The 20,900-nt window shown below is 49.8% G+C and carries 17 protein-coding genes; 13 read left to right on the top strand and 4 right to left on the bottom strand.

Features of this window, described 5'->3' with window-relative positions; genetic code table 11:
* Positions 1-141: 141 nt before the first annotated feature.
* From GJ688_RS04335 to GJ688_RS04325, 3 genes are read right to left on the bottom strand one after another with little or no spacing between them, the layout of a single operon-like run.
* Positions 142-2,061 carry an ABC transporter ATP-binding protein gene (locus tag GJ688_RS04335; protein WP_207708749.1) on the bottom strand — a complete coding sequence of 640 codons (1,920 nt, stop codon included), beginning with the start codon at positions 2,059-2,061 and terminating at the stop codon, positions 142-144.
* Positions 2,058-3,800 carry an ABC transporter ATP-binding protein gene (locus GJ688_RS04330; RefSeq protein ID WP_155475330.1) on the bottom strand — a complete coding sequence of 581 codons (1,743 nt, stop codon included), beginning with the start codon at positions 3,798-3,800 and terminating at the stop codon, positions 2,058-2,060. Before GJ688_RS04330 ends, GJ688_RS04335 begins: the two co-directional genes overlap by 4 nt.
* On the bottom strand, positions 3,794-4,282 hold the full coding sequence (locus tag GJ688_RS04325) for a MarR family winged helix-turn-helix transcriptional regulator (RefSeq protein ID WP_155475329.1): 489 nt from the start codon (positions 4,280-4,282) through the stop codon (positions 3,794-3,796). Before GJ688_RS04325 ends, GJ688_RS04330 begins: the two co-directional genes overlap by 7 nt.
* Before the next feature lie 350 nt (positions 4,283-4,632).
* Between GJ688_RS04325 and GJ688_RS04320 the strand changes: the two genes are divergently transcribed.
* From GJ688_RS04320 to GJ688_RS04260, 13 genes are all read left to right on the top strand, one after another.
* On the top strand, positions 4,633-6,012 hold the full coding sequence (locus tag GJ688_RS04320) for an efflux RND transporter periplasmic adaptor subunit (RefSeq protein WP_155475328.1): 1,380 nt from the start codon (positions 4,633-4,635) through the stop codon (positions 6,010-6,012).
* Positions 6,013-6,061: 49 nt separating this feature from the next.
* A complete protein-coding gene (locus GJ688_RS04315) occupies positions 6,062-6,712 on the top strand; it encodes an ABC transporter ATP-binding protein (protein WP_328597317.1) in 651 nt (216 codons plus the stop codon).
* Complete coding sequence (locus GJ688_RS04310) at positions 6,709-7,917, top strand: ABC transporter permease (RefSeq protein ID WP_155475326.1); 1,209 nt, start codon at positions 6,709-6,711, stop codon at positions 7,915-7,917. The genes GJ688_RS04315 and GJ688_RS04310 overlap by 4 nt, the downstream gene beginning before the upstream one ends.
* 331 nt (positions 7,918-8,248) lie before the next feature.
* On the top strand, positions 8,249-8,923 hold the full coding sequence (locus GJ688_RS04305; protein WP_155475325.1) for a response regulator transcription factor: 675 nt from the start codon (positions 8,249-8,251) through the stop codon (positions 8,921-8,923).
* A complete protein-coding gene (locus tag GJ688_RS04300) occupies positions 8,920-10,608 on the top strand; it encodes a sensor histidine kinase (protein ID WP_155475324.1) in 1,689 nt (562 codons plus the stop codon). Before GJ688_RS04305 ends, GJ688_RS04300 begins: the two co-directional genes overlap by 4 nt.
* A 210-nt stretch (positions 10,609-10,818) precedes the next feature.
* Complete coding sequence (locus GJ688_RS04295) at positions 10,819-11,367, top strand: NADH peroxidase (protein WP_155475323.1); 549 nt, start codon at positions 10,819-10,821, stop codon at positions 11,365-11,367.
* A 192-nt stretch (positions 11,368-11,559) separates the two neighbouring features.
* Complete coding sequence (locus GJ688_RS04290) at positions 11,560-12,822, top strand: hypothetical protein (protein ID WP_155475322.1); 1,263 nt, start codon at positions 11,560-11,562, stop codon at positions 12,820-12,822.
* A gap of 224 nt (positions 12,823-13,046) precedes the next feature.
* A complete protein-coding gene (locus GJ688_RS21515; protein WP_155475321.1) occupies positions 13,047-13,202 on the top strand; it encodes a DUF3796 domain-containing protein in 156 nt (51 codons plus the stop codon).
* 933 nt (positions 13,203-14,135) lie between these two features.
* Positions 14,136-15,446, top strand: coding sequence for an efflux RND transporter periplasmic adaptor subunit (locus tag GJ688_RS04280; RefSeq protein ID WP_155475320.1), 1,311 nt, complete (start codon positions 14,136-14,138; stop codon positions 15,444-15,446).
* On the top strand, positions 15,446-16,156 hold the full coding sequence (locus GJ688_RS04275) for an ABC transporter ATP-binding protein (RefSeq protein WP_155475319.1): 711 nt from the start codon (positions 15,446-15,448) through the stop codon (positions 16,154-16,156). The genes GJ688_RS04280 and GJ688_RS04275 overlap by 1 nt, the downstream gene beginning before the upstream one ends.
* On the top strand, positions 16,153-17,343 hold the full coding sequence (locus GJ688_RS04270; protein WP_155475318.1) for an ABC transporter permease: 1,191 nt from the start codon (positions 16,153-16,155) through the stop codon (positions 17,341-17,343). The genes GJ688_RS04275 and GJ688_RS04270 overlap by 4 nt, the downstream gene beginning before the upstream one ends.
* A gap of 65 nt (positions 17,344-17,408) precedes the next feature.
* On the top strand, positions 17,409-18,524 hold the full coding sequence (locus tag GJ688_RS04265) for a hypothetical protein (protein WP_155475317.1): 1,116 nt from the start codon (positions 17,409-17,411) through the stop codon (positions 18,522-18,524).
* 87 nt (positions 18,525-18,611) lie between these two features.
* Complete coding sequence (locus tag GJ688_RS04260) at positions 18,612-18,791, top strand: (2Fe-2S)-binding protein (protein ID WP_155475316.1); 180 nt, start codon at positions 18,612-18,614, stop codon at positions 18,789-18,791.
* Positions 18,792-18,946: 155 nt separating this feature from the next.
* Here GJ688_RS04260 and GJ688_RS04255 read toward each other — a convergent pair whose 3' ends face one another.
* Complete coding sequence (locus tag GJ688_RS04255) at positions 18,947-20,899, bottom strand: molybdopterin biosynthesis protein (protein ID WP_235910781.1); 1,953 nt, start codon at positions 20,897-20,899, stop codon at positions 18,947-18,949.
* Position 20,900: the final 1 nt, after the last annotated feature.

Genomic DNA, 20,900 nt, shown 5'->3' with positions numbered 1-20,900 from the left:
ACCAATGCCACTGGAAGAAAAACCCCGCAATTGAGCTTGCGGGGTTTTCTCGTTATAAGGTGCTATATTATTAAAATTCACAGGCCTTTCGTCTCAATTCAGTAAAAACCCAGCAAGAAACAATCCGCCCTATAAACGAAGTTACCCCGCCTTCTGCTGGGCACTTCGAGTTGCAAACTGGCTGTTGTAAAGGTCGGCATAGAAACCGCCTTTGGCGAGTAACTGTCCATGGTCGCCTTTCTCGATCACACGACCCTGATTCATGACCAGAATTAAGTCGGCGTCCCGAATGGTCGACAAGCGGTGGGCGATGACGAAACTGGTCCGGCCTTTCATCAGACGTCCCATCGCTTTTTGTATCAGTACCTCTGTGCGCGTATCGACACTGCTGGTGGCTTCATCGAGAATCAGGATGGCCGGATCGGCCAGCAGGGCCCGGGCGATCGTCAGCAACTGTTTCTGACCTTGGGAGATGTTCGAAGCTTCTTCATTCAAGATCGTGTCATAGCCCTCAGGCAGGGTACGGATGAAGTGATCGGCGTTTGCCGCTTGAGCGGCTTGAATGATCGCTTCCTCTGTAGCTCCTTCCCGTCCATAGGCGATGTTCTCCCGTATGGTGCCGTTGAAGAGCCAGGTGTCCTGAAGGACCATGCCGAAGAGACTGCGCAGATTTCCCCGAACGAGACGGCGGATATCTACCCCGTCAACGGTGATCCGGCCATCATCCACCTCATAAAAGCGCATCAACAGGTTGATCAGTGTCGTTTTACCGGCACCGGTAGGGCCGACGATAGCGACCGTTTGACCGGGTTGGACGTCGATATCCATATCTTCAATGAGCGGTTGGTCTTTTTTATAGCTGAACTTGACCTTTTCGAAGCTGACTTTACCTTCCGGCTGGGTGATCCTTTCAGCTTCGGCTGCCTCGGGAATCTCTTCGGTCTCATCAAGCAGTTCAAAGACCCGTTCGGCCGACGCAATGGTGGACTGGATCACGTTGGCGATATTGGCGGTCTGGGTGATCGGTTGTGAAAACTGGCGGGCGTATTGGATAAAGGCTTGCACATCGCCGATTTGAATTGAGCCACGCGTGACGAGGATACCGCCGACGACACAGACAAGGACGTAACCGATGTTGTTGATAAACATCATCAGCGGCATGATGATGCCGGAGATAAACTGGGCACGCCATCCCGCATCGAAGAGCTTTTCGTTGATTTCGTTAAACTTCCCGAGCGCTTGCGGTTCCTGCCCATATGCTTTGACGATGGGGTGCCCCGTGTACATCTCTTCGATGTGGCCGTTCAGTTCCCCTAGTGTTTTTTGCTGGTTCATAAAATGAGTCTGGGAACGGGTGGCAATGCCTTTTACCACGAAGACGCTGAGCGGTAACGTCAACAAGAGCATCAACGTCATGAGAGGGCTGATCGTCAGCATCATGATGATGATCCCGAGAATGGTCACTACTGATGTGATCAACTGGGTCAGGCTTTGGCTCAAGGTGTTGCTGATGTTGTCTACGTCGTTGACGGCTCGGCTCAAGGTTTCGCCGTAGGCGTTGCTATCGAAATACTGCAGGGGAAGACGGGACAGTTTCTCGTTCACGTCCTGCCGCAGCGCGAAGACTGTCTTTTGGGCTACACCGGCCATGATATATTGCTGCAAATAGCCGAAAAGAGCACTCAGTCCGTAGAGCCCGGCCAGGAGGAGCAGGATTTGGGAGATATAGGTGAAGTCAATCCCAGCACCGGGGACACCGCGAAGCTTCAGCATCAGTCCTTCAAATAGCTTGGTCGTTGCAGTGCCTAAGATTTTGGGACTGACGATATTGAAGAGCGTGCTGAGCATCGCTGTGACAAGCATGGAGAGCAAGGGGATTCGATGGGGAAGCAAATAAGCGCTCAAACGGCGCAAGGTTCCTTTGAAGTCTTTCGCTTTTTGCACGGGCATCCCCATGGGAGGGCCCGAGCCGGGACCGGATCCGGACCCAGGACCGACAGGAGGGCGTGGATTGCTGCCACCTCGAGATCTTGAAGCCCCCATTTTACGTTCTTCACTCATGCGATTTCCTCCTCGGAAAGCTGTGATGCGACGATTTCTTGGTATACCGTGCAGGCTCTCATCAATTCGCGGTGCGTACCGATCCCGGCAATGCGGCCCTCATCCAAAACGATAATGCGGTTGGCATCCATTACGGTGGAGACCCGTTGCGCGACGAGAAGTACCGCAGCATCTTTTGTTTCAGATTTCAGGGCTGATCGTAGCTGCGCATCGGTCTTAAAGTCCAAGGCGGAAAAGCTGTCGTCAAAGAGGTAGATTTGTGCCTTTCTCGCCAAGGCGCGAGCGATGGAAAGGCGCTGTTTTTGTCCGCCTGACAGATTGGCACCGCCTTGGTCGATAAAGGAATCCATGCCGTCGCTCATGCTGGCAATAAACTCGGTCGCCTGGGCCGTTTGGGCAGCACGGCCGATGGCTTCATCGGAAGCCCCATTGTTTCCGTAACGGATGTTTTCGGCAATGGTTCCCGAAAAGAGAAGCGCCTTTTGCGAAACATAGCCGATCTTTTGGCGAAGCTCCTTTTGGCCCATTTGACGCACATCGACACCGTCGATCAGAATCGCACCTTGGTTCACGTCGTAGAAACGGGGAATCAAGCTGAGCAGTGTTGTTTTACCAGAACCGGTACCACCGATGATGGCTGTGATCTCGCCTCGTTTTGCTTGAAAGGAAATATCCGAAAGGACCGGTTGTTCCGCTCCCGGATAGGAAAAAGACACATGTTGAAATTCCAGGGTCCCTCGCCCAGCCTTCTCCGGGACCGCTTGGGTGGCAGACATTGGGTAGGGATCGGTAATGGTTGGGACCGTATCGAGTACTTCCTGGATCCGGGCAGCCGAAACGGAGGCTCGAGGGACCATCACAAACATGAAGGAAAGCATGATCAGAGAGAACATGATCTGCATGGCGTACTGGATAAAGGCCATCAGGTCGCCCACCTGCATGTTTCCGCTGTCGATGCGCAAGCCTCCAAACCAAACGATGGCGATCATCGACAAGTTCATCACGAGCATCATGATCGGCATTAAGGAAGCCATCACCCGGTTTACTTTGATTGCCGTATCGGTCAGGTCCAGATTCGCCTGGGTAAAGCGTTCTTTTTGGTGATCGACACGGTTGAAGGAACGGATGACACGAATCCCCATGAGACTTTCCCGCAGGACCAGATTCAATTTATCTAACTTCGTCTGAATGGCTTTAAACAGCGGAACTCCCTTGCGCGCTACCACCCAGATGGCTGTAGACAGGATGGGGATGACCGCTGCCAGGACCAGAGACAAATGGGCATCCCGGTAAACGGCCATGATGATACCGCCGACACACATTAGAGGCGCGCTGATCATCATGCGCAGCATCATGGTGAGCACCTGCTGCAATTGGTTGATATCGTTGGTCGTCCGGGTGATCAAAGAGGCGGTACCGAAACGGTTGAAATCGTGGAGGGAGAAGTTTTCCACATGGCTGAAAAGGGTGCTCCGAAGAAGCTGACTAAAGCCGGAGACGGTTTTGGAGGAGAAGTAGCTCGCGATGACAGAACATAAGGTTCCTCCTGCCGCGACCAACAGCATAAATGCGCCGATCCGCAAGATATAGGCGTCATCTCCCGTCACGATGCCCAAGTTCACGATATCGGCCATCAAGGTGGGCAGGTAGAGTTCGGAAAGGGACTGCAAAAAGAGTAGGGATAGTACGAAAGTGATATACAGGCGGTATGGTTTAAGGAAACGGTATAGCTTTAACATCGTTCATCCTCTCCCTGTACAGAAGGCCGGTTCTCGGCGGCCTCTTTCGTCGTAAAGTAACGGAAAGCTTGGGTCAGCAAGTCGGCCAGTTGGCGGCTTTCCGCTTCGCCCAAATATTCCACGAGTCCATGAAAAGAGTTCACAAATTCATTACGAGCTTGTTTCGTGACGGTGAATCCTTTTTGAGTCAACCGGATCCGGACGGACCGGCGATCGGACGGGTCCATGGACCGTTCCACCAGTCCGCTCGCTTCCAATTCTTTAATCAGTTGTGTCACTGTCGGAGGGGTAACCTGCAGCAACTGACTGATTTCCGACACTTTCAAGGCGGGTGAATCGGTTTTTTCCCCCCGGAGAATACAAAACAAAAGTTTCACCTCGCTGGGTTTGTACCCTAATACGCTACGTCGATGCCACTCGACCCGTTTAAACTGCATAAAGGCTTGCAAAAGTCTTTGAGCTGTTTCAGTTTCGGTAGACATGATGATCACCTCAGATATTTTGTTCGTTAGATTTTCGGCACAAGGAATTTAATTTGTTAGGCAAACTAATTATATTGTGAATACTGGTACGAAGTCAATCTTTTAAAGACAAAAAGACAGCCCACTCTGTTTTTGGATTTACCAGGAAAGTGGGCAGTCTTTTTGTTTTTTGTCGTTCAGCTTTAGCTAATCAAGAAAAGATAAATAGTACCTAAAAGTTCACAGAACGAACACAAACTTCCTCTATAATCAAACACAAATATAATCATAATCACAATTCTGCACAACAAATTAGACAAACCTGTTGCAAAGAAGAAAGAGGAACGGGTTGGGAACGGAGGGATTCTACCATGTCAACATCGGGAATACCGGAGCCGGAAAAACCATCGAAGCGATTCGGAAAATGGTTTTCTGAAAAGAAAATCGCCCTAGTTACAACGACCGTGCTGCTTCTTGGGACCGGAGCGGGTTACTATTATTGGCAGCACCATCAGGTTAATGAAGCGGCGGTTGTTACATACCGCAATTACGTCGTGAAACGTGGAAATGTGTCGGAAAAGATCTCGGCCTTAGGCACACTCAAACCGATCCGAACCCAGGAGATCAAAGCCAAAGCCGACGGAACCATATTGCAAGTACTCGTCAAGGAGACCGATCTCGTCCAAGCGAATCAGACCATTCTGACGATGGACAACTCGTCATCGCAAGCGCAGGTAGCCTCCCGGGAATCCGGCCTCGCTCAAGCTCGCTATGATTTGAAAAAAGCCTTAGACGGGCCGGAGCCAGAGGAAATCACCAAAGCGGAAGCGACGGTTCGGCAAGACGAAATCAGCTATCAACGCAACTTGGCCAGTCTAAAACGGATCCAGGCCCTTTATGAGAGCGGGGCTGAGACGAAAGATAACTTGGAAAAAGCGCAGGTCGATGTGGATACGAGTGAACAAAAACTGCTGTCCAGCCGCGCCGATCTGGAGACCGTCCGCAAAGGCACGAAGCCGGAAGAGATCGAAGTATTGAAGGCGAAAGTGAAAGAAGCAGAAGCGAACTTGAAATCAGCGATGTCCGATTATTCCGGAACGGAAATCAGCGTTCCTTTTTCCGGGCGTGTACTGGCAATGAATGTGGAAGCCGGTGAGTTCGCGCCCCAAGAGATGGTCATGGCGACGGTCGCCGATTTGAGCATCATTCAAGGCAGCTTTTATGTGAAAGAGATCGATATCGCCAAAGTCAAGCTGGGGATGAATGCCCAGATCACTGTAGATGCGCTGGGGGGAAAAGTCTTTACGGGGAAAGTCACCCGCGTCGGCCAGAACCCCAAGACGATCGACAACATCGTCAACTATGAAGTGCTCGTCGATATTGATAACACCGATGGTGAGCTCCGCTCCGGCATGACCATGTCCGCAGATATCGTACTCAACCAAAAAGCAGACGCCCTAACAGTCCCCCTTGATGCGGTAGTCACGCAGGACGGAAAAGAGGGTGTCTATGTTCCCAGCGACGGACCGCAACCTCGATTCGTTCCCGTAAAAACAGGAATTCGCACCGATACCGATGTAGAAGTGATGGAGGGCATCCATGAAGGCGATAGGATCCTCATCGAAAACAAACAGCGGAAAACGACGACGACCAATACATCCAGCACGAAGAACAACCAAAATAGCCAAAACAAGAACAGCAATAATCCCTTAGGGGGACCGCCGATGGGTGGACCGCCTCCGGGGATGTAAGGAGGTGGAGGCCTTGATTGAGTTGCAGGGCATCCACAAGATCTACCGGATGGGCGCCGAAGAGGTTCACGCCCTCCGGGATGTGAACCTACAGATAGGGGAAAACGAATTCATCGCTATCGTCGGTCCATCCGGTTCCGGGAAATCGACGATGATGAACATCCTCGGTTGCCTGGACTCGCCCACCAGAGGATCCTATTCACTGGCGGGCGAGGAAGTCTCTCAACTGCGCGACGACCAACTCGCCGATGTCCGCAACCGTCGAATCGGATTTATTTTTCAGAGCTTCAACCTGTTGCCGCGCTTGACCGCCTTACAGAATGTAGAACTTCCCATGGTTTACGCGGGGGTACCTGCAGCGGAGCGCCGAAGGTGGGCAGAACGGGCATTAGAACAAGTAGGGCTGAAACAGCGGGCTCACCACCGACCGAATGAGATGTCCGGCGGACAGCGACAGCGTGTGGCCATCGCTCGGGCGATGGTCAACAATCCGGCCATCATGCTCGCTGACGAACCGACGGGAAACTTGGATACGAAGACCGGGGAAGAGATCATGGCGCTCTTTCACCGGCTGCACCGGGAAGGGAAAACGATCATCCTCGTCACTCACGAATCGGAGATTGCCCAGCAAGCTCGGCGGATTGTCACTTTCAGAGACGGCAAGATCGTCGATGATCGGATCAACGAGGTGGCGTCATGATCATCATGGAAAACTTCAAAATGGCGATGGCTAGCTTGCTCTCAAATAAGCTACGTTCCATTTTGACGATGCTGGGCATCATCATCGGTGTCGGTTCTGTCGTAGCCATGATCTCTGTCGGTCAAGGAGCTCAGCAAAGCGTCACCAGCCGCATTGGTTCGCTAGGCTCCAACCTGCTCTACGTCAATTCAGGGCGGGCCAATGCAGCTCCCGGAGCATCTCAGGGAGCCCGGGGCGCCGTCAGCCTCATCACGATGAAAGAATATGAACTGCTTCGGCAAGCGAAAGGCGAATTTATTCAAGAAGTGGTCCCCGAGGTGGGGACGCAGACCACCGTCCAGTACGGAAAGCAAAGCACGACGACGACCATCACCGGTACGACAGCCGACTATTCTCAACTGCGCAATTTCAAACCAGCTGTAGGCCGCTTTATCGACGAACAAGACGTTCTGGAAATGAGCACCGTCGCTGTATTGGGAGATACGGTAGCCCAAGATTTATTCGGCGACGCTGATCCGCTAGGTAAGAAAGTACGCTTTGGCCGAGAAAACTTTACCGTCGTCGGCGTGATGGAACCGAAGCAATCGGGACCGCAGGATATGGGCGACCAAATCTTTGTGCCGATTACGACCGCGCAAAAACGCCTGACCGGGAGCAACAACATCAAACAAATCGTCATCTCCGCCACGTCCGAGAACGCCATGGATTTGGCTCAGGCTCAAGTGGAGACTATCTTAACCCGTAAACTGGGAAGCGCCGACAAATTCACGATCCGCAATCAGCAGGATGTCATCAACACGGTACAGGGAACTACGGAAACTATGACCATGCTTTTGGCAGGAATTACTGGCATATCCCTGCTGGTCGGCGGCATCGGGATCATGAACATCATGCTCGTCTCTGTGACCGAGCGGACCCGTGAAATCGGTATCCGTAAGGCATTGGGAGCGAAACAAAATCACATTCTCTTTCAGTTTCTCGTTGAATCGACCACTCTCTCCAGTGTTGGGGGCCTCATCGGTGTGATCGCCGGTATCGGGATTTCATATCTCATCAGTCGTATTGGTCAATGGACGACATCTGTTTCCCTGCCGGCCGTGCTCATCTCCTTCGGTTTTTCAACCCTGGTAGGTGTCTTCTTCGGCCTTTACCCGGCAAAGCGTGCCGCTTCTCTCGATCCGATTGAAGCGCTGAGATATGAATAGCATTCGATAGATAAACAAACCGCCAGATATTTTTCTGACGGTTTTGTTTATCTGACCTCGTATAAGCCATTGGGATACAACAACTTTCCAAAGAACATCAAACCTACACAGGGAGTTCACAGACTGGACACATAAGTTCACTACAATAAACCCATAAGGTCGGTCCAAGGGGTTACATAGAATCAGTGAAAGGGGCATGCAAGCTGTGGACTCCGTGGAAAAAGGATCGACGAGAGCCTATGTAGAAAAAATAATGCTATAACTGAAATGCCCCATAAGCTTGCTTTATGGGGCATTTCCTCTATGTACTTTGTCGATGAGGAGTAGGCCAATGACACAAAAAAGCATTCTGATCGCTGATGACGAACCGCGGATGCGCAAGCTGGTAGGGGACTTTCTGCGCAAAGAAGGTTTTCTGGTGATAGAGGCGGACGACGGCAAGGCGGCTTTGGACAATTTTTATCAACACAAAGTCGACCTCGTCGTATTAGACGTCATGATGCCCGGCTATGACGGATGGACCGTGTGCCGAGAAATCCGCAAGCGTTCGCAGATTCCCATCATCATGCTGACGGCAAAAACCGAAGAAGTGGACGAATTGTTTGGATTCGACTTGGGTGCCGATGAATATATCACAAAACCCTTCAGTCCACGAATTCTCGTGGCTCGGGTACAAGCTTTATTCCGGAGGAGCGAAAGTGAGCCCAATGCCCTTCGAACCTATGGTACATTGACCATCGACACTGATGGCCGCTTTGTCTCCGTAGAAGGAAAGCGGATTGAATTAACCCAGAAAGAGTATGAGCTTTTGTTATACCTATCGGATCACCCGGGCAAGGCCTTAAGCCGGGAACAAATCTTGAATGCCGTTTGGAATTTCGACTATTTCGGAGATGTGCGAACGGTTGATACGCACATCAAAAAACTGCGCCTCAAGCTGGGCGAAGGGAACAGCCATATCCAAACAGTCCGGGGGTTAGGCTATCGTTTTGAGGTCTCCCCATGAGAGACTCATTAAAACTAAAACTATTTGTCTCGATGAGTCTGCTGATTCTTTTCTTCGTATTCTTTTCCTGGTTTCTGGTCTCCACCAGCCTCGGAAAGTATTACGTCTATCAAAAGAAAAGCAGCCTCTACGACATAGGCAATGAAGTAACCCGCCTCGTTTCTAACAGTATTACCGATGCATGGACGGACTTAGAACGGCTGGAACGGACCAATGGAGTTCAAATCATCATTACCGATGAGAACCAGACGATAAAATATATCTCTCTCCCTCAATTCGGTCCTGGAAATCCATTCAAGGAAGAAATCCTGCCAAAGCCCTTTAATGATCAACCACCGACATCCATGAACAGACCAGCAACACATATAAAAACTCTCGCTGATGCCCCCCCAGCGGTACCGCCCAACGAGATGGATTTACCGCCTGAAAGATCCAATAGAGAATCGCCGACGTCACCACCTCGGGACAAGCGACTGCAACTGTTAATCCAAGCTGTAGAAACCTATCAAAGTTTATTGAATGACGAAAAGGCAGTGATCATAGAACAGTATGATGCTCGGTTGAACGTACAGTTCTTAAACTACATCAAGAGGCTGCCCAACGGTGACTATTTATTCCTTGGCACCCCTTTGACGGCGATCGAAGAAAGCGCCGCTGTAGCGAATCGTTTTTTCGTCTATACAGGGATCATCACTCTGCTCATAGGCAACCTGTTTCTCTATTTTTTTGCCGGTCGAATCACGAAGCCGCTCCTAGAAATGAACGAGATCGCCAAAGGAATGGCTCGCTTAGACTTTCAGCAAAAAGTAGCCTCTCATGGCGATGATGAACTAGGGCAGCTTGCGCAAAGCATCAACTCTTTGTCGGATCAATTGAGCGCATCCATTTCGGAACTCCAAGAGAAGAATAAACAACTTGAAAGCGATATCGAGCGGGAACGGAAAATCGACGAGATGCGCCGGGAATTTGTATCGAACGTGTCCCACGAATTAAAAACACCTCTTGCCCTCATCCAAGGTTATGCCGAAGGGTTAAAGGTGAATGTCATTGAAGATGAAGAGAGCAAACAGTTCTACTGCGATGTGATCATGGACGAGTCTCACAAGATGGACAAACTCGTCAAGGAATTGCTAGACTTATCGCAGATTGAATCGGGCCAAATGCGCCTCGACATCACTCGGTTCGACGCCGGAGCCTGGGCTGCAAGAATGATGGAGAAATACGCACCTCTTTTTCGAGAACAGCAGATTCAGTGGCGACTTGAGACCGAGCCGGAGCTCTATGTGGAGGCAGACCTCACTCGGTCCGAACAAGTGCTCTCTAATTATTTAACGAATGCCATTCGCCATATCGAATCGCCCAAAGTGCTGCAGGTGAAATTGGTGCCCGTCGACGAGAAAATACGGGTATCCCTGTTCAATACGGGCAAACAGATTCCGGAAAGTGAACTCGAAAAGATTTGGACCAGTTTCTATAAGATCGACAAGGCGAGAACCCGAGCCTTAGGCGGAACTGGACTCGGCTTATCGATCGTCTCAGCGATTCAACGGCTTCACCATAACAAGTACGGCGTAGAAAACGTACCGGGCGGTGTGGTCTTCTGGTTCGATCTGAATCGGGCTGTCGATACCAAGGTTTGCGGCAACGGAGTCGACGATGAAGAAAAACCGTTCATGGGCCAGTAGCTCAAAAGGCAATAATGATCGACTTGCGAAAATAATTCTCAATAACGATAATTATTATTGACAATGAGATCTTTTTAGGTTATAGTAAAGACACAATAAATCCACTTCTAACTCCCTAGCGAGAAATTATTTCCTCTGTCTCCAAACGGTATAATCAGGTATTCTTATGGTGGAATCAGAATAAAGCGAAAAATGAGGAGGAACATTTTAATGAAAAAGTTTGCTTGTGTAATCTGTGGGTATGTTCATGAAGGAGACAGCGCTCCTGAATTTTGTCCTCAATGTAAAGCTCCTGCTTCGAAGTTTGAAGAGAAAGTTGCCGGTGTGCTGAAGTGGGCCGATGAACATCGTATCGGTGTAGCCGCCGGTGTTGACGCTCAAGTCATTGAAGGCCTGAAAGCGAACTTTATCGGCGAGTGCACCGAAGTCGGTATGTACCTGGCCATGAGCCGTCAAGCCGATCGCGAAGGATTCCCGGAAGTTGCTGAAGCCTACAAGCGGATCGCCATCGAAGAAGCGGAACACGCTGCCAAGTTTGCCGAACTTCTCGGTGAAGTCGTTTACCCCTCCACCAAGAAGAATCTGGAACTCCGTGTCGAAGCCGAATACGGCGCTTGCGAAGGTAAACTGGCCCTGGCCAAGCGGGCGAAAGAGCTCGGTCTCGACGCCATTCATGACACCGTCCATGAAATGTGCAAAGATGAAGCGCGGCACGGTGCTGCCTTCAAAGGATTGCTGGATCGTTTCTTCCAAAAGTAAACATAATCTGAACAAATAAGGCACCTATACGGTGAATAGAAAACACCCGGAACAGCGGATTGGACCGCGTTCCGGGTGTTTTCTATTTATCTAAATGTGTAAAAGTGTTCACGGGAAGTTCACAAGAAGGACACATTACTACCCTATACTTACAAGTAAACGGGAAATATTTAATCTAAAGGGGGGCGTACGATGAATATCTCATCATTGAGTAATTACAGCAGTTACTCCATCGGTCAAATGAATTATAGCCGTAACAACCAAGTTGCAATGAGCGGGGAACATACGTCCGGTAAAAAACCGAATTTGGATCCCGACATCAAAAACTTCTTGGATAAAATGCGCGACGGCACAGCCACAGATGACGATCTGACAAACATTATGTCCACGTTACAGGCAAAGTCGACAGAGGACACTGCATCAACGACCCAAAGCACGTCCGGTACCGATGACATTGGAAGTTTTATCGATAAACTAAAAAATGGCTCGGCAACCGCAGAGGACATGCAAGACATCATGTCCAAAATGAAGGAACGGGCTAGCCTTGGTTTCCATCAGTCCATGATGAACGGGGGCATGACTTCACTGCCCTTCAATCTCACGGGTTCTGCCAGCCAAGCTGAAAATGGGGCAGACTCAACACTAAAGAGCCTCTTGGACAAAATGCGCGATGGAACCGCGACGGCGGAAGACTTGACGAATGCCATGTCGACTTTCACCAATGCCACGTCCGATTCCACGTCCAGTTCAACGTCAACGACCTCAGCCAGCAGCACCGAACCCATAAAATCCTTCTTTGACAAGCTCAAAGACGGCACCGCTACGGAATCGGATATGAAAAGCGCCATGGATGCGATGAAGAATGAAGGTGCTCAAGGGCACCAAGGGATGCGTCCTATGGGACCTCCACCGCCGCCGCCTCCATCGGGCGATAAATCCGGCAGTAACGATTCCGAAAGCGACGATACTGATTCCGACATCGTCAGTCTGCTAAAAAAGATGCAGAATGGTACGGCCACGGCAGATGACCTCGCTGACACCCTCGCGAAACTAGCCGAAGATGCTACGTATAATACATCAAGTACATCTAGCTCATCCAGCGTGACCGGTACATCGAGTACTTCGGACACATCATCCTCCAAAAATTCCTTTGATACAGATCTGAAGTCATTTATTGAAAAAGTCAAAAAGGGTACGGCTACCGAAGATGATTTAAAAACGATGATGTCGGAAATGAAGGAAGCCCGAGGCCATCGTCCGCCACCACCACCCATGGGTGGGCTTGAACCTGCCTCAAATTCAAACAGCACATCTTCCACGACATCCTCTACGAGCGACCAGGATGATAGTCAGTACTTATCGGGTATGGTCAAGCAACTCTTTGATTCCTATATGAAAGCATATACGAATGGTTCTTACGAGTATCAAAATTCACTCCAAAATCTCATGGTCTAAAAAGAAAGGCAATCCGTTGCGAAACGGATTGCCTTTCTTGATAAACGCCGCCCGTTAGGGGGGCGTTTTTTCACCGGGTTTCGCTCGTTGTTAGGAGCCAATGTGACGGGTTATTGCTTTTACGTCGACGGTAATTAATAGGTAATCGACAGTCTAAGTGTAACGAACCACTCGCATCCTTTTTATGATAAAAAGAGAGAGGATTCAGTGGAGTTGATAGGGCGATGAAAGATAAATCGAAGCTTGGTTACCTGGGTTTTTTAGGATTCTTAGGTTTTCAAGATCTGTGCTGTGTCTTTTTCAGTGACTCTATGAAAGACCTTTCAGTGTTTTTTTTCTCGTTCTTATTGTTCTTTCGTTATTTTTGGGAGGAAGATTGATATATATCGACACTAGATTTCCGATTGCTTACCATTGTCCAGGATGTTACAATAAATCTAGATATATGTAAATGCCCTCGGGTATATCCAAGTAAGAAACGAAAGGAAGAGCTAAAATGTCGGAGTTAGTTTTCCTGCCGGTAATCATTTTACCGCTATTCTATACCTTCCTTTTGGTTACTCATATTTCGGTATGCAGCGCGGTCTATAAAGATACAAAAAAGCTAAGGTATTCCGCCTTAAATATCTCGCCATTTTTGTGGGCTAGTATATCCTTTGTACTCCCCATTTTCGGGATGGTTATTTATTGGCTTATGAATCATTCGGCACTCGCAAGGCCGGAGGACTAAGGGAGATGAACAAATCATACCCATTGGCCCATTCGGTGTTTTTTGGACCTTGATCGTAATTCTCATAGAGACGAAGGCTCGGATAAATATCAAACATCGAAGTACCCATATTTTAGCTCGAAATATGGGTACTTTATTTTTAAAAAGAATTTGGACGGAAAGGAACCTGGAGTAACCCGACGAATAGCAATTCAAATGAGAATTCTTACATATCCGAATCAGGCTTTACCAAAGATGGATGGAGTAACAAGTCAGCCATTTGTGCCTGCAGGAACCCTAACCGACGTAGATAAGCCGTGACCTCCTTGCTCCGTTGGACATGGAGGTTTACGGCTTATTTTTCGTAAGGCATCTTGAGTATCGAAATCTGTCGAAAAAATTTTCCCAACTTAAATTAGCGAAATAGTATAATTATTAAAAAGAGGCGACTGTGAACCTTGGATATCTTATACATAAGTGCAGGTATAGAATCCAATCGAGGACTTTCGACATACCGTCCGACTTGTAGATTTATCGTTTAGCTTAGAAGGCATCTTGAACGGATCGGTAACATCAGTAATTTATGGAGAGAGGAATTTAATACTTGTTGCATTCACTAAAAGCTCGCTGGGAAGAGGACTTTAAGAAACGGAAAAAGTGGATCGCGGCGGCGTTGGCACTCATCATTGCTGCCGGTGCTTGGGGAGTACTCGGGCCAGCGAAAACTTCATCGGGTGCACCTGTCAATGCCCGGGAAGTGTCGACAGGCGATTTTGAGGTTTCCGTTGTTGTCTCGGGCAAAATTGAACCCTATGCCAAAGAAAATATCACGGCCCGTGTCAAGGGACGGCTGGTCAAGGTCTTTGTAGAGGCTGGGCAGACGGTCAAAACAGGAGATGTGTTGGCGCTGATCGACAAAGAAGACATGCTCCGTAAAGAATCAGACGCCCGCATTAACTTGGAAGTGGAGCAGCTTAACCTGGAAAAAAACCGTCAGACAGCTCTCTATGAACTGGAAAAAGCCCGCGAAACGGCAGAGCAAAGCCGTAAAAAGATGGAATTGAACAAGAAAAATCTAGACCGTGTACAGGCGCTTTTCGACAGTGGCGCAGCCACAAAAAAAGAACTGGAAGAGGCGCAGAATACTTATGAAGAAAGCGGCACGCAATACCGTAACGATCGGTTGCGGGCCGATTCGATTGAAGCAAATGATTTGGGTACAGACTTGAAACTGAAAGCGGCTCAGGTCCAATTAAAGCGTCAGGAATGGGAGACGGCTGCTCGTGACTTAGAAGAATGTTCGGTCAAAGCGCCCATGGACGGCATGGTACTGGATGTACCCGTCGACCCTGGCGATTACATATCACCGGAAACGAAGATCGCTGTACTCGGTCGAACCGACCGGCTGAACATTAAAGCGGACGTGAGCGAAGCCGACCTTCCCTTGATAGGCATCGGTATGGCTGCTCAAATAACGGGACCCTCCCTCGGCGAAAAGAATTTGGATGGCAAAGTGACGGTCATCGCGCCTCAGGCAGTGACGAAGGAAAAAGAACAGACCGAAAAGACAACGGTACCCGTTACCGTCGAAGTGGACAACCCCGGTGGAATTGGCCGTCCTGGGACGAATGTGGACATCCGTATCCAGGCAGCCCGGTTGTCCGATGTGCTCACCGCTCCCCATGAAGCCATCCGTGATTCACGAACCGGAAAAGAAGTTCTCGTTGTGCGGGACGGTAAAATCGCCGTCAGTCCTGTCGTTACCGGTTTGGCCAACGATATGATGGTGGAAGTGAAATCGGGCATTCAAGCAGGCGATTGGTTGGTTCTGAATCCCCCGGAGGAACTGCAGGAAGGGACGCCTGTCGTCATTCTACCGCCTGGTGCCCACCCGCCTGCCCAGGAGGCGAAATGATGGCGGCGGAAGGTAATCTCATCACACCGACCGTGCGCTTGGAAGGGGTAGGAAAAACGTACCAGACTGGAACTGTCGCCGTCGAGGCTCTTAAAGAGGTGAGCCTGGATGTCTATGCTGGAGATTATCTGGCGATCATGGGCCCCTCTGGTTCTGGCAAGTCGACACTCATGAACATCCTGGGTTGCCTTGACCGCCCCACGGCTGGCCGCTACCTGCTTGATGGACAAGACGTAGCTACCCTGGATGACCGACAACTGGCCCGTATCCGCAACAGCAAGCTCGGTTTCGTCTTTCAAAACTTCCAACTCTTGCCTCGCGTCGACGCCTTGAACAATGTGGAATTGCCGATGATCTATGCCGGGATTAACGCAAAAGAACGTCAACGCAGGGCCGAGTCGGCTCTCACTCGGGTCGGATTGGTCGAGCGGATGGGCCACAAGCCTAACGAACTATCGGGCGGACAGAAACAACGGGTCGCCATAGCCCGAGCGCTCGTAAACCAGCCCTTGCTCCTATTGGCCGACGAGCCAACGGGCAACCTCGATTCTAAGACCAGCATCGAGATCATGGAGATCTTCCAGGCTCTCAACAACGAGGGAACGACGATTATCATGATCACCCATGAACCGGACATTGCGGCTTATGCCCGAACCGTCGTCACCTGCCGTGACGGCCGAATCACCCTGCAGAGGGGGCATTCGGAATGAACATTCTCGAACTTTTCAAGGTCGCCTTGCAGGGGATCCGCGTCAACAAACTCCGTTCAAGCTTAACGATCCTAGGGCTGGTTATCGGGATTGCAGCAGTGGTGACTGTCGTTACTGTTAGTGAAGCTGGACAGGGATACTTGAAACAGCAAATTCAAAAGTTTGGCTCGACATCATTTACGATATATCCTCGATGGGATGACGATGGGCGAGAAATTGAAATCGAAGACATGACCATGGAAGACGTGGTTGCGATGAAAGAACAGATCCCTGAAATCGCCCATGTCAGTCCCATAACTCAGTTTGACGCCATGCTTGAAGGAAAGAAAGCGAAAAAACGCGCCACCATTACCGGCGTCAACGAGTCTTACTTTTCCATCCGGCAAAATAACAAGATGATTCAAGGGCGTTTTATTAATAACTCCGACGCCGTAGGTGGGCGGGCGGTTGTCGTCGTGAGCAAGGAATTGGCCAAAGAGCTCTTTGGCCATACCGATGTAGTCGGCTTGACTGTCAAATTTCAAGCCCGTACGGTTACAATCATCGGCGTCTATCAAGAGGATAAGTTTGCCTTAGAGCAAGGAAGAGATTTAACGGCCTATGTGCCCATCTCTTTTGCCCAATACGCCTTTGATTTTTCTCGTATCTTTTACATAGAGGCCTCTGCTGAAAATGATAGCGTCGTTGCAGTGGCCACGGAGAAAGCGAAGAGCCTACTCAATCGGCGACACCACACCCAAGACCACTACCGTATCAACAGTATTCAAGACGCCATGGGGGAGATGAACCAGGCAACCAGTATCATTGCCGGTATTCTCTCGGGAGTCGCCGCCATTTCACTTTTGGTAGGTGGGATCGGCGTCATGAACATCATGCTCGTGTCGGTGACGGAGCGTACCCGGGAGATCGGCCTGCGTAAGGCTCTCGGGGCCGAGCGGCGACACATCCTCGTTCAGTTTTTGATGGAAGGTGTAGTTCTTTGTCTCTTTGGAGGCACCATTGGCGCTATTGTCGGAATCGGTGGCAGCTGGATCCTAGCGCGTGCTGTCCATATCGACGCACCCATTTCTTGGACGGGACTGATCCTAGCCTTCACCGTCTCCAGCCTGATCGGCATCTTTTTCAGCCTCTACCCGGCCAACCGAGCGGCCAAACTTGATCCCATCGAAGCGCTTCGTTATGAGTAACGGGCTATTTATAATTTAATGTACATTTCAAAACATTGTTAATGATGTAATGGTTAACTTATGGTTTGTTTGACGATGATTTTAGAATTAAGGATATTGTGTTGCTGAAACATTTATCTGCCTCGATTCGTCGTAATAATAAGAACGATCGACAGAGGAGGATGTTTATGTTCAAACGAACGATTGTAACGACGATAGCTCTATCGCTTTTGGGGAGCACCTGTGCTTCGGCCGCAGCCATACCCGCTTCTCAACAAGAATCGTCCATTTCTAAGGCAGAGCAGTTCGAAAGCTATTTACCCCGAGAAGAAGCTCCTGAAGTTCAGGCAACTCTCGATCCATCTTGGTTTAATTTAAGAGATTGGATTTCTTTACAAAACCGAAGTGATGAGAGAGCCCCTGAAGGCACGCTAGCCAGAGTTGTGACATGCCTCCTAACTCGGGATACGGGAGCACTTGAGCGGCCTTCCGATGCGAATCTCCCTGCCTTTACCCTCGATAAATATTTAACCGAAAACGGCAAAAAGGCAAAAAGCAAACTAGAACAATTTGACGTTTCTTCTCCCTGGCTATATACATTGCACGTCGAAAAGATCGAAAAGCCAAAGGATCAACGTCGAACCTATCGGCTAAAAGGGACCAGCCGTACGTCGCAGGTAGGCGGTATATATCCTGTCGAAATAGCTGTTTCATTAGTTAAATCATCGAACGGGCGGTGGCTGGCCGATGACTTTGATGTGTTCGAAGTAGACCTACCACAAGCGATACATAGTAAAGATTTTTTTGATATCGCTGTTCCTGGCGATTGGTCCGTCATAAAGGACAATCTCCCTGTACCAGTTCTCTCGTTTAAAAAAGGCGAGAAAGATGTGGGAGGCCTACAACCATTGAATTTTCTGCCGGTAAATACTGTTGAAAATCTATACCCTAACCATTCCGAGGTAGCAGAGATGTTAAATAAATATCCGGGAGAGGACCGAGATCTCTACTGGGTCCTGTTGAAAAGAACCCCGCCTGCTGCTGCTCAAAGCCACGAAGTAAATTATGAACGCCATTATTATTTTCTTGATCGAGAACACCACATCGCTTACGATCTGAATTTTGATGCCGGTGCGGTCGATTCAGTTACCGCTTGGCAGGTCGTTAATAGTTTTCGCCTTTGTCCTCCAAATAAAAATTAATCCATGTAACTCTTGACAGTATGAGGTATAATTTAACGTAACCAAGCATTATGCTTGAGTATCCTTAATACATAGGGGGATAAGATCATGGACGCTAAAGAAGTTGTTTGTTTTTGTAAAAAGGTAACCTACGGGGACCTACAAAAGGCGATTGAAAACGGCGCTAAGACTTTTGATAGCGTACAAGAAGTGACCAAGGTCAGCACAGGGTGCAAAAAGTGTACAGACAAAGCCAAAGCCTTGGTCAGTGAACTGCTGGCAAAATAACTTTGAATGAGAAGAAACCGCCTGAAAAGGGCGGTTTCTTTTTTGGCTAATAAGCAAAAGCGACAGACAGTGAAAATCAGATTCACTGTGCTGCCGCTTTTTTTGTTTGTATCTGTTTCTACATGATCATTCGATTCGGTGACCGATTCGTCGAGTTATACCTCTGCGACTAGAGAGACTATCTCTCCGGCGTTGCCTAATTCATAACCACCCAACGATTCCACTTCACGACGGAACTCCTCCGACTGCAATATCTCGATGATGACTTGCAAGCGTTCATCATCGGGTGAGAAATTTAACAGCAGGTCATACTGTTCCTTTGCCACGGGGATAAAGTCTAGCCCCAGAGCCCGGGCAGAGGCTCGAACACCTAAACCGGCATCGGTGGTACCGGCCGCTACCGATGCGGCGACAGCCATATGAGTGCCCACTTCTTTTTCGTAGCCAGCGATTTGACCGAAAGAAATACCAGATTTCTGTAGTTCATAATCGAGCAGCATCCGGGTGCCGGAACCGCGCTGCCGATTTATATAGGAAACATCCGGCCGCATTAAGTCATTTAAATCGTGAATTCCTTTGGGGTTGCCCGGCAACACCATCAATCCTTGCTCACGAGTAGCGAAATGGACCAAGGAACCGGTCATATTCGGCAAATATTTATTCACAAAGCTCACGTTATAACGACCTGTCTGTTCATCGAGCATATGCACACCGGCTATATGGGCTTCATTGTTGCGGATCGCCATGATGCCGCCCATACTGCCTACGTTGGCACAGGTCAGGCTGACATGCTCCAACCGGCGACGCAGGAAAATGCCTAACAACTCGAGGGCCAGATCGTGACTGCCCACGGCTAAGATGGTCTGTTCCGGCCGGCTTTTGCGAAGCATCTGCACGGGTACTGTCGACCCCGCCGCCAGGCCGGATTGGATAGAATCGATCCGGATCATGCCCTGGGCCTTCGTCAGCGAAGAAAGCAATCCGGCGCCCCGACTCAAAAGAGCGGCCACCATTTTACCTTGCACGTTACCGACGGAGACGCGGACATATTCCTCAACGCCCATCGTCGAGGCCACTTGTTTGGTCATAGTGGCCTCGATCTCTATCGTCTCAGCCGGGGGCAATTTTTGCCTAGCCAATAAGATGTCGCGGACAAACAGTTCTGCTGTCAGCATCGCCGATACGGGATATCCGGGTAAACCGATAACCGGCTTGCCTTTGCATAGGGCCAGAATGACCGGTTTACCAGGCTTGATCGCCACGCCATGGACGAGGACTTCTCCCAAATCGGCTAATACATCCGATGTAAAATCATCTCTTCCTGCCGATGTGCCCGCATTAACGATGACCATATCGTTGCATTCCAAACTTGATGAAATGGCTTGCTTGATGGCTTCGCGACGATCCCGTACAATCGGATGTCGATGGGGGTCGCCGCCCCAAGCAGTGACAGCTGCAGCCAGCATCGGTGAATTGACATCTAAAATCGTGCCCGCCCTTAATTCCGCTCGGGTGGCCACAATCTCATCGCCTGTCGGGATAATTGCGACCTTTGGTTTTTGGATCACGTCGACCTCTTCCAACCCCGCCGCCAACAGAGCCGCCATATCGACCGGTGCGATCCGTTGATGTTCAGCGATGACGAGCTCATTGGCGACGATGTCTTCGCCGATGATGCGCACGTGCTGCCAGGGCGCGGCGGCAGCGATGATCTCTGCGGACCCATCTACGAAATGCACATCTTCCACCATGATCACAGCATTTGTCCCGGCAGGCAAAGGGTCCCCCGTATCGACAACATAACAACCACCGGGAGCAAAGGGGGTATCTGGGGACAAGAGCTGTAACCGGATGGGTTCGGTCTCCTGAGCACCAAAGGTATCGGGGGCAAAGACGGCGATGCCGTCCATGGCGGAACCGTTATAGTGGGGCACCGATTGTTTGGCGTACACGGAGCAAGCCGTAACCCGTCCGAGGGATTCGCTGATGATGACAGTCTCCGAAGGTAGATCGGCAAAATAACCGCAACGGGTCAGTGCTTCTCGCCAAAGCATTTGAGCTTGTGGCCGTTGCAGGCAATCTAAGTACGCTTTTTGATTGCGCATCATG

This window comes from Heliobacterium mobile, from assembly GCF_009720735.1.
Classification (GTDB): domain Bacteria; phylum Bacillota; class Desulfitobacteriia; order Heliobacteriales; family Heliobacteriaceae; genus Heliobacterium; species Heliobacterium mobile.
Note: the sequence above shows the minus strand (reverse complement) of the source record. Positions and strands in the feature narration are given on the sequence as shown.

What these genes read in the sequence shown, in the direction of transcription:
- GJ688_RS21515 (WP_155475321.1), top strand. Translation starts at nt 13,047, where the DNA reads ATGAAAGATAAATCGAAGCTTGGTTACCTGGGTTTTTTAGGATTCTTA.
- GJ688_RS04320 (WP_155475328.1), top strand. Translation starts at nt 4,633, where the DNA reads ATGTCAACATCGGGAATACCGGAGCCGGAAAAACCATCGAAGCGATTC.
- GJ688_RS04310 (WP_155475326.1), top strand. Translation starts at nt 6,709, where the DNA reads ATGATCATCATGGAAAACTTCAAAATGGCGATGGCTAGCTTGCTCTCA.
- GJ688_RS04325 (WP_155475329.1), bottom strand. Translation starts at nt 4,282, where the DNA reads ATGTCTACCGAAACTGAAACAGCTCAAAGACTTTTGCAAGCCTTTATG.
- GJ688_RS04300 (WP_155475324.1), top strand. Translation starts at nt 8,920, where the DNA reads ATGAGAGACTCATTAAAACTAAAACTATTTGTCTCGATGAGTCTGCTG.
- GJ688_RS04255 (WP_235910781.1), bottom strand. Translation starts at nt 20,899, where the DNA reads ATGATGCGCAATCAAAAAGCGTACTTAGATTGCCTGCAACGGCCACAA.
- GJ688_RS04260 (WP_155475316.1), top strand. Translation starts at nt 18,612, where the DNA reads ATGGACGCTAAAGAAGTTGTTTGTTTTTGTAAAAAGGTAACCTACGGG.
- GJ688_RS04335 (WP_207708749.1), bottom strand. Translation starts at nt 2,061, where the DNA reads ATGAGTGAAGAACGTAAAATGGGGGCTTCAAGATCTCGAGGTGGCAGC.
- GJ688_RS04330 (WP_155475330.1), bottom strand. Translation starts at nt 3,800, where the DNA reads ATGTTAAAGCTATACCGTTTCCTTAAACCATACCGCCTGTATATCACT.
- GJ688_RS04295 (WP_155475323.1), top strand. Translation starts at nt 10,819, where the DNA reads ATGAAAAAGTTTGCTTGTGTAATCTGTGGGTATGTTCATGAAGGAGAC.
- GJ688_RS04290 (WP_155475322.1), top strand. Translation starts at nt 11,560, where the DNA reads ATGAATATCTCATCATTGAGTAATTACAGCAGTTACTCCATCGGTCAA.
- GJ688_RS04315 (WP_328597317.1), top strand. Translation starts at nt 6,062, where the DNA reads ATGGGCGCCGAAGAGGTTCACGCCCTCCGGGATGTGAACCTACAGATA.
- GJ688_RS04275 (WP_155475319.1), top strand. Translation starts at nt 15,446, where the DNA reads ATGGCGGCGGAAGGTAATCTCATCACACCGACCGTGCGCTTGGAAGGG.
- GJ688_RS04305 (WP_155475325.1), top strand. Translation starts at nt 8,249, where the DNA reads ATGACACAAAAAAGCATTCTGATCGCTGATGACGAACCGCGGATGCGC.
- GJ688_RS04270 (WP_155475318.1), top strand. Translation starts at nt 16,153, where the DNA reads ATGAACATTCTCGAACTTTTCAAGGTCGCCTTGCAGGGGATCCGCGTC.